Genomic DNA, 9,351 nt, shown 5'->3' with positions numbered 1-9,351 from the left:
ACCACGTCGTCGAGCTCGGCGCGCGCCCCGATCTGCTCGCTGATCCGCGCTTCGGCTTCGCTGATCCGAGCCTGCTCGGAGTCGAGCGCCGCACGCGCGCGGTCGAGGTTCTGCCGCGCGATCTCGACTTCGGATTCGACGCGTGCCTTGTCGCGCACGACGTCGCGCAGCTCCTCCTCCGCCTCCGCGCGGGCGCGGCGCAGGCGCTCCGCCTCTTTGTCGGCGAGGCGGCGCTCCCACTCGGAGAGCGACGAACCGCGATCGGCGAGGGGGTCCGCGCGCCGCTCCGCGTGGGCGTGCGGACCGGCGGAGCGGCGGGCCTCGCGCGCGGGGGCGCTGTTGCGCGCGATCCAGTCGGCGAGCATCGGGGTGACGTTCGCGTGCTCGGAGACCCGGCCCCGCAGTTCGGGGAACTTCGCGGCGATCTCCGCGAGTTCGGCGGCTCCGGTCGTGGATGCGGTCAGCAGATCACGGGCGTCGTCGAACGTCATGCGTGCGGGCCTGGACTCCCGGTTCACGATTCGTCGAGCGAGCGCTGCCCGGCGCCCATCAGCGCCAGGCGCTCCTCGAGTTCGACGCGCAGCAGCCGCTCGCGCCGCTCGCGCTCCTCTGCCGTAGAGCGGCCGTCGCTCTCGGCGTCGAGTCGCGCTTCGAGGGCGAGCCGCGACTGGGTTTCGTCGAAGATGGTCTGCTCGAGCTGGCGGGAGCGCGAGCGCTCCTCCGCGAGCGACGCCTCGAGTTCGGCGACCCGCAGCTCCAGTTCGGCTTCGGCTGCGACACTCTCGACGGAGCGCTGCTCGGCCTCTCGCTCCATCTCGGAGCGGAACGCATCGAGTTCGTTCTGCACCCCGAGCAGTTGCTCGTGCAGGTCGGCGACCTGCACCTCTGCGCTCTTCCGAGCGCTGCGCTCGACGGACACCTGCGCTTCGAGTTCGGTGCGCATCAGCGATTCGTTGCGGGCGCGGGCTTCGGCTTCGGACCGCGTATCGGCCTCGGCGGTGAGCAGCGCCTCGGTTTCGAACGCGAGCTGCGACACGACGGCGACTCGCTCCTCGAGCGTCGCCCGCTCCTCCGCCAGCTGGGTGAGACGCTCGCCCGCCTGCTCGAGCTCGGCTTCGGTTGCGGCGCGCTGCTGCTGCTCCTCCGCGTGCTGCGCCGTGATCTCTTCGATCTCGCGTCTGAGTTCGGCGAGCTGGGCCTCGAGGCTGCGTCGCACTTCGGCTTCGCTCTTCGCGAGCGCTTCGGCTCGCTCGCGCGCCTCCTCCTCGAGCTTGCTCTGCGCCTCGGCCGAGGCGCGAGCGCGAGCTTCGGCGAGCGTCTCCTCCTGCGCGCGGTCCCTCGCTTCGACGGCGAGTTGCACCCGCGCCTCCGCCTCGAGGCGCGCTTTCACCTCGGCGTCGAGCTGTGCACGCATGTCGCGCAACCGGGTGTCGGAGTACTCCCGCAGCTCCGTGTCGCGGTCGGTGGCGCCGCGCGGCGTCTTCGGCTCCTCGAATGCTGCTGCGTAGCGCGCCCGGAGCTTCTCGATGGAGGTCTGCGTCGCGTTGGGCTGCGGTCGCGTCGCGGCCGCCGAGCCGGCGCGCGGCTCCGGGTCGGGCCGCGGGGCCGGGTCGCTGATGCGCATCGCGCGATCGAGACCCGGGCTCTTGTCCGCCTCGGCGCTCGTCGGAGGCTTGTCAGCCCCGGAGCGCGCGCTCGCATTCGCGGCGTGCGGGCGCCGGGGCGGCACCGCTGCTGGTTTCGCGCCGGTGTCGCTCGGCCCCTGGTACTCGGGCACACTGGGCTCCGATTCGGCGTCGTCGCCGCTCGTCTCGCGTCTCGCGACCTCGTCCATCCAGTCGACGAGGTCCGGGTAGACATTCGGGTGTTGACGGATCCGGTCGCGCAGCGGGGCGTGCTGCGCCGCGATCTCCGCGAGAATGCGCGCGGATGTGCTCTGATCGGCAACGAGGATCTCTGCCGTTTGATCGCTGATCTGCAATTTCATGTCGGCTCTCCTCCACTATCCGTTGTGCCGGTCGGCGCTCGCCTGCCGCAGATGCTCTTCGATCTGGGCGATGACGGTCTCGGTCTTGCGCGAGACGCGGTGGTCGTCGATGAAGGTGCGGATGAACTCCGCCTCGTCGTTGAGCGCCTCGAGTCGGGCCTGCGCGCGGGCGTGAACCTTGTCCGAGAACATCTCGACCTGGTTCACGAGGTTGTTGGAGTACAGCTGCGCCTGCTCGATCAGGTCGGAGGCGTGCTTGCGCGCCTCCGCATGCTGGCGCTGCACCTCTTGCCGCAGGCGCTCGTGCAGGGCTTCGCTCTCCTGCCCGACTGCGTAGGCGCGCTCGTTGATCTCGGCCGCCTTCAGGTTCGCCTGGTCCAGGATGGCCGCGGAGCGCTCCGTGGCCTCCGACAGCGCCCGGTCGCACTGGGCCTCGACCTCGGCCTGGCGCTCCAGCAGCATGCGCTCGACCTCGATGGCGTGGTGCTCGGACTCCTCGCGAAGCCGGTGGATCTCCTCGCGCTGCTGGTCGATGTGCGCCTGGGCCTCCTGACGGGCCTGCATGATCTCACCCTCGGCGACGGCGCGGATGTTCGCCGCGTCGCGCTTGGCCTGCGTGACGGCTTCGCTCGCCTCGCCGAGGCGGGCGTTGGCGATCGCGGCGACTTCGACTGCGGCCGTCTCACCCTGGAGCGCCGCATCCTTGGCCCGGCGCTGCGCCTCGTTGAGGATGTGCTCCGCCTGCTCCTCGCTGCTGCGGAGCAACCGCTGCGCCGCCGCTTCGGCCTCCACGGTGATCGACTCGGAGCGGCGCTTCGCCTCGTCGAGCATGTGCTCGGCCTGCACCTCGGCGGTGCGGAGCACCTCCTCGAACTTCGAGCCGAGACCCGCGAAGGTGGGCTTCTGCGATTGCGCCTTGCTGAGGTTCTTGTTGGCGATCTCGAGCTCGGTCTCGATCGCCCGCATCCGCTCGGTGAGCGCCCCGCGTTCGGCTTGGAGTTCGTCGATCGTGGCGTCGAGGTTGCGCAGCAGACGATCGACTTCGTGGCGCGAGTACCCCTTCCGCTCCGGGGAGATCGCGTACGTGTGCATGCTCATGGGGTGCGTGTCTTTCTCGTAGGTGCCGGGCGTTCCGCCGCGATCATGATCTGATTCAGGTCGCGCATGCGGGGTGGTGGCCCTGCGGTACTGCGACGGAGGGGCGAGGGCGCTGCGAGGAGCGCGGCGGACGTCCATCCCGCGATGACGTCCTCCATCTGCGGCCACGCGAATATCGCGAAGCCCGCTGCGAGCAGCGCGATGATCAGCACGGCGAGCATGAGATCGACGGCGCCCCAGCCGCGCTTCGCTTTCGGCTCCTCGCCCGTCGCGGTGTCGAGCTTCTCGGGCTGCGGTGCGGATCCGCTGCGGTTCGCCTTCACCGCGGCACGCATCTGCTGCTTGCGCGACTTCGCCCGGCGCTTCTCCTCGCGCTGCTCCTGCTGCAGGTATCTGCGCGCCTCGCGGTCGGCCTTCTTCCGCTCCTTCTTGGTTCGCTCGTCGAACGAGTCGACCGGGACGAAACCGGTTCGTCTCCGAGCCGGGTGATCGGGCCCGTGAGGATCCTCCGTCCCGTCGCCCGCCTCCGGGAGCGCGGGGGAGGCGCCGCTCGGCGCCGCAGCGCGATCGGCTTCCGTGGTCGCCTCGGCTCTCGTCGACGCGGGAGCGGGGGCGCGCTGCTCGGCGGCCGCGGTATCGACGGGCGCCGTCGCGAGGGCTTGCGCGGGTGCGGGCTCCGACGCGGCCGGCGCCCGCGCGGCGAGCACGGGCTCCGTATCCGGCTCCGCCGCAGACTCCGGTGCGGTTGCCGCCGCAGCCTCCCGTGCAGTTCCCGCCGTATGCTCCGCCGCAGTTCCTGCCGCCGATTCCGCCGCCGGCGCTCCGGGCGCCGCGGACTCCGCCGTCGACGACTCGTCTGCGCCGGAATCGGCCGCCGCAGACGCGGCGGCCGCCGCGTCCGCCGCGTCCGGGGGCTCCGACGTCGCCGGCTCGGCCGCTCGCTCAGCGCCGGTCGCCGCCGCGTCGGGCGGCAACGCAGCCTGCGCCGGTGGAGCGGGCGCTGCACCCGCGGTTCTCGACGGGGCGATTCTCGGCGAAGCAGACGCCGCAGCGTCCGCCGCGACCGCCGACCCCGCGTCCGCAGAGCTCGCGCCCGCGGCGGGCGTCACCGGCGTCACCGGCTGCACCGGCTGCACCGGCTGCACCGACTCCGCCGGCCGCACCGCGCTGGGTCGCTCCCCGGTCGCGATCTCGCCGGTGTCGATCAGCGCCGCGGTCCGCGTCGCATCGGCACGGCTCCTCCGCAGGAGCGCGACGTTCGTCTCGAGCTTCGCCTGCTGGGCGCGCAGCTCCTCGAGTGTCGTGCGCACGCGCTCGAGCGACGTCGCCTCTTCGGCCTGGCGCTGTTCGATCACGTGGCGCTTCTGCGCTGCGCGCTGCACGGAGCGCTGCACCTCGACGAGATCGTCGCGGAGTCGGAGCAGCGTCACCTCAGCGGCGGCCTTCTCGCGCAGCACCCGAACGAGTTCGCCGTCGATGCGCGCGCGCGAGCGGTCATCGCCGAGGGATCGCTGGGCAGCGGCGCGCCAGTGCAACCCGGTGCCGGTCTCCCCCATAGTCGTCTCCCACTTCTCCGCCAGCTCTCGCCGCATATGATCGCCGGCCGCGCCGGCCGCTTCCGCGCGCCCTGTGCGATGCTCTCGGCGCGGCTGCCGGTCCGCCGACCGGGATCGGAGGCGGCAGGGCGGTCGCTGCTGTGCGGCACTCACACATTTGGGTAAACGTACTGTCGCCGAAGCCGTTTCACGGAGAAATTGCCGATCTTTAGGTATCGAAACGCTCGATTTACGTATTCGGCGGCCCTTCTCTACGCGCTTCCGGCGGATTTTACGCATTCGGGGCAGCGGGAAATGCGTATTCGGAACAGGCGTAGGCTGAGGCCGTGATCGAGTCGCACGAAGCCATCGAACCCGCCCCGATCCGATACGTCGCGATCGGCGACAGTTTCACGGAGGGGGTCGGCGACGAGCGTCCCGACGGCTCCGTGCGCGGGTGGGCGGATCTCGTCGCGCAGGGCCTCGCCGACGCGACGGGTGCGCCCGTCGCGTACGCGAATCTCGCCATCCGGGGCCGATTGCTCGCGCCGATCATCTCCGAGCAGTTGGAGCCCGCGCTCGCGCTGCATCCGACGGTCGTGACGTTCAACGGCGGGGGCAACGACATGCTCCGGCCCCGCACGAACATCTCCTGGATCGCGGCCCAGACCGAGCGCGCCCTCCTGCGGATCCGCGAGGCCGGCGCCGAGCCCGTGCTGCTCGCGGGCGCGAACCCGACCGCCGGCCTGCCCGGCGGCGCTCGCGTGCGGGCGAAGGGCGACGAGCTGGTGCGCGCCGCGCGCGCCATCGCGGAACGGCTGGAGGTGCGCTTCGCCGACAACTGGAGCGACCCCGAGCTCGCCGGGGGGCAGTACTGGTCGCCCGACCGCCTGCATCTCGCGCCCGTCGGCCATCACCGCGTCGCCTCGAACGTGCTGCGGGCGATGGGGTACGCGCCTCCGACCGACTGGGAGGTGGAGGCCGGGCCGATCCCGCGACCGACCCGGAAGGACCAGCTGCGCTACACCCGGGAGCACGTGGTGCCGTGGGTGCAACGACGGCTGACCGGTCGCTCGAGCGGAGACGGGCGCACGGCGAAGTACGCCGAGTGGACGCGGATCGAGCCCCGCGAGCCCGACTCCGCCCGCTCCGCATGACCGGGCCCTCCGAACCGAGCGGCCGCCGCCCTCGGGCGCTCGCCGGCGCGCTGGCGCTCACCGGGCTCCTGCTCATCGCGGGCAACCTGCGCGCGAGCCTCACCTCGGTCGGCCCGATCCTCGACCGCCTGCAGTCGGAACTCGGGCTGAGCTCGCTCGCCGCCTCGATGCTCATCAGCCTGCCGCTGCTGGCGTTCGCCGGGGTGTCGCCGATCGTGCCGTCCGTGGCGGCGCGAGTCGGGCTCGAACGACTGCTCGGCGGCAGCCTCGTGATGCTCGCCGCGGGCATCGCGCTCCGCTCCATCGGCGGCGCGTGGCTGTGGGCGGGCACGATCGTGCTCGGCATCGCGATCGCGTCGCTCAACGTGTCGCTGCCGGCTCTCGTGAAACGCGACTACCCGGGGCGCATCGGGCAGGTGACGGGGGCGTACTCGGTGGTGCAGTCGGTGTTCGCCGCGATCGCCGCGGGCATCTCGGTGCCCCTCGCCGACGCGTCGGGCCTCGGGTGGCGCGCGTCGCTCGGCCTGTGGGCCGGATTCGCGCTCCTCGCGCTCGCCGCGCTCCTTCCGCGCATGCTGCGCGCCGGCTCCCCGAGCGACCGTGCGCCGAGCGAAGTCATCGCGCTGCCCGGCGGAGGCACCTCGCGCGACCGGTTCTCGCCCTGGAGCTCGGCCCTCGCCTGGCAGCTCACCGCGTTCATGGGCGTGCAGTCGGTCGCCTACTACATCCTCATCCTCTGGTTGCCGTCGATCGAGGTCGCGTCGGGCATCTCGCCCGCCGCCGCCGGGCTCCACCTGCTCATCCTGAACGCTGTCGCCATCATCGGCAGCACCGTGTGCTCGGCGCTCATCCCGCGGTTCCGCGATCAGCGCGGGCTGGGCGCGATCTCGGGCCTCTTCTTCGTGGTGGCCGCGATCGGGCTCGCAGTCGCGCCGCAGTGGGGAGCGGTCTGGGCCGGGTGCGGGGGCCTGTCGGGCGGCATCTCGATCGTGCTGGCACTCTCCTTCTTCGGGCTGCGCACCCACCACCACCGCCACGCCGCAGCGGTCTCCGGCATGGCGCAGGCCGTCGGATACCTCGCCGCCGCCGCCGGGCCGCCCGCCATCGGGCTGCTCCACGATGCGACCGGATCGTGGGCGCCCGCGCTGTGGACGATCGGCGGCATCGGCGTGCTGCTGATGGGGCTCGGGGTGCTCGCCGGCCGCGACCGCTACGTGCGGTAGCGGGCACCCGCGCCCGGAACCCGAGCCGGCGCCGGCCGGCGGTTGCAGCGGTCGATCATCGGCGCGCCTCTGCCGGCGCCCTCGGCCACCTGCACGGCCGGCATCCGGTCACCCCGAATCATCCCTCGGGATGATCCGGAATGGTACCGCGGGCCGATGCCAGCGCTCGCCGGAGCCGACAAGCTGAGAGGGTCGATCACGCCGCCCGGCTCGCGCCCGGCTGCGTCTCCCGTCTCGTCTCACCGGACGCCCGGCGGCCGACGCATCCCCGGGTGCGCCGGCCGCCGCCGCGCCGCCCGAGGCCCAGCCGAAAGCGTTCATGTCGTTCCTCACGCGCACCAGTCTCAAGAACCGACTCATCGTCGGCCTCACCACCCTCGCGATCGCCGTGATCGGCGTCGTCTCGATGGGATCGCTGAAGCAGGAGCTGATGCCCTCGATGCAGGTGCCCATGGCGTTCGTCATGGCGCAGTCGCAGGGCCTCGCTCCCGAGGAGATGGCGAGCACCGTCACCGAGCCGGTCGAGCAGGCGCTGCTCGCCGTGCCCGGCGTCACGAGCGTCACATCGACCACCTCCAGCGGCGATGCGCAGATCATCGCCGAGTGGAGGTTCGGCGAGGACGACGACGAGACCCTGCGCGCCATTCGCAGCGCCGCCGAGGCCCTGCGCCCGTCGTTCCCGTCGGGCAGCGAGCTGCAGGTCATGTCGGGCGGCGCCGACGACATGCCCGCGATGATGCTGAGCGCCGGCACCTCGGGCGATCAGGAGGCCTTCGGCGACGCACTCGCGCAGACCGTGGTGCCCGCGCTGCAGAGCATCCCCGGGGTGCGCACCGTGGATCTCGCCGGGCAGCAGGAGCACCGCATCACGATCGCCCTGCGGGCGGCCGACGTCACGCGCCTCGAGGTCGACCCTGCCACCCTCCAGCCGATCCTGCAATCGCACGGCGCGGCGCTCCCCGCCGGGCAGGCCGAGTCGACCGAGGGCCCCATCTCGGTGACGGTCGGCACTCCCCTCGCCTCCCTCGAAGACATCGCCGCGCTGCCCGTGCCCACCGCCGATGGCGCCGTGCGCATCTCGGACTTCGCCGACGTCGCGATGGAGGCGGTGCCCGCCCAGAATCTGTCGCGCGTCAACGGCAACCCGTCGCTCACCCTGCAGATCACGCCGGCGCAGGGCGCGAACGTCGTCGACATCTCGCACGCGGTGCACGCCGAGCTCGATCGCCTCGCGCCCACCCTCGACGCCGAGTTCATCACCATCTTCGACCAGGCGCCCTTCATCGAGCAGTCGATCCACGACCTCTCGGTGGAGGGCGGGCTCGGGCTGCTCTTCGCGGTACTCGTGATCCTGGCGTTCCTCTGGTCGTGGCGGTCGACCGTCATCGCGGCCGTCTCGATCCCGCTCTCGCTGCTCATCACGCTCATCGGGCTCTGGACGAGCGGCAACACGCTCAACATCCTGACGCTGGGCGCGCTCACCATCGCCATCGGCCGCGTCGTGGACGACTCGATCGTCGTCATCGAGAACATCAGCCGCCGCAGGGGAGACGGCCCGCTGACCGTCGAGGGCGTCGTCGCCTCCGTGCGGCAGGTGGCCGGCGCGATCACCGCGTCGACGCTCACGACCGTCGCGGTGTTCCTGCCCATCGCGTTCGTATCGGGCATCGCCGGGCAGCTCTTCCGCCCGTTCGCCGTCACCGTGTCGATCGCGCTCATCGCCTCGCTCGTGGTCGCGCTCACCATCGTTCCCGTGCTGGCCTTCTGGTTCCTGCGGCACGCCCCCGCCCACCGGGGCGCGGGCGCCTCCGAGGCCGACGGCGCGGGCGACGCCGACAGTGCGGGCGACGCCGTGCAGGATCCCGAGCACGCGACCGCACCCGCCGCATCCGAGGCCGGCGGCGCCGACGCCCCTCGATCCCTCCCCGCCGAGCCGTCGGAGCTCGACGAGATCCACACCCCGCCGGATCGGCTGCAGCGCACCTTCATGCCCGCGCTGAACGCCACTCGCCGGCACCCGGCCATCACGCTCGTCGTGTCGGGGCTGCTGCTCGTCGCCACCCTCGGCATGACCGCGTTCATCACGACCGACTTCCTCGGCTCGTCGGGCCAGGAGAGCCTGCAGCTCACCCAGGCTCCCCCGCAGGAGGCCGGCGACGACCTCGTGGCCGCCGCCGAGCCGGTCGAAGCCGCACTCGGCGCGATTCCCGGCATCGCCGACGTGATGACCTCGATCCCCGTGCCCACTCCCGGCACGCCGACCACCATCAGCTACGACCTGCAACTCGACGACGGCGCCGATGTCGAGACCGTCGAAGCGGCGGTGCAGGACGCCGTCGTCGAGTTGCAGG

The 9,351-nt window shown here is 72.1% G+C and carries 7 protein-coding genes; 3 read left to right on the top strand and 4 right to left on the bottom strand.

All coding sequences use genetic code 11. The features are described from left to right. The 4 genes from NS354_RS09625 to NS354_RS09610 all read right to left on the bottom strand — a co-directional run. On the bottom strand, window positions 1–491 hold a 491-nt coding region (locus NS354_RS09625; RefSeq protein WP_206542601.1), incomplete at its 3' end, for a hypothetical protein. Between the two features lie 23 nt (window positions 492–514). Further along, on the bottom strand, window positions 515–1,987 hold the full coding sequence (locus tag NS354_RS09620) for a hypothetical protein (RefSeq protein WP_058594295.1): 1,473 nt from the start codon (window positions 1,985–1,987) through the stop codon (window positions 515–517). A 15-nt stretch (window positions 1,988–2,002) separates the two neighbouring features. Continuing rightward, on the bottom strand, window positions 2,003–3,085 hold the full coding sequence (locus tag NS354_RS09615) for a hypothetical protein (RefSeq protein ID WP_058594294.1): 1,083 nt from the start codon (window positions 3,083–3,085) through the stop codon (window positions 2,003–2,005). Continuing rightward, entirely contained in the window at window positions 3,082–4,641 is a 1,560-nt protein-coding gene (locus NS354_RS09610; protein ID WP_058594293.1) for a hypothetical protein, read from the bottom strand. The genes NS354_RS09615 and NS354_RS09610 overlap by 4 nt, the downstream gene beginning before the upstream one ends. A 326-nt stretch (window positions 4,642–4,967) precedes the next feature. On the opposite strand from NS354_RS09610, the gene NS354_RS09605 reads away from it, so the two are divergent. The 3 genes from NS354_RS09605 to NS354_RS09595 all read left to right on the top strand — a co-directional run. Then, window positions 4,968–5,777, top strand: coding sequence for an SGNH/GDSL hydrolase family protein (locus NS354_RS09605; protein ID WP_193750754.1), 810 nt, complete (start codon window positions 4,968–4,970; stop codon window positions 5,775–5,777). Beyond that, entirely contained in the window at window positions 5,774–7,000 is a 1,227-nt protein-coding gene (locus NS354_RS09600) for an MFS transporter (RefSeq protein WP_058594296.1), read from the top strand. The genes NS354_RS09605 and NS354_RS09600 overlap by 4 nt, the downstream gene beginning before the upstream one ends. Before the next feature lie 319 nt (window positions 7,001–7,319). After that, window positions 7,320–9,351, top strand: a 2,032-nt coding sequence (locus NS354_RS09595) for an efflux RND transporter permease subunit (protein WP_193750752.1), incomplete at its 3' end; no start/stop codon positions are given.

The sequence above is a fragment of the Leucobacter chromiiresistens genome, assembly GCF_001477055.1.
Taxonomy (GTDB): domain Bacteria; phylum Actinomycetota; class Actinomycetes; order Actinomycetales; family Microbacteriaceae; genus Leucobacter; species Leucobacter chromiiresistens_A.
The sequence above is the reverse complement of the archived record's forward strand: the minus strand, read 5'-3'. Positions and strand labels throughout refer to the sequence as shown.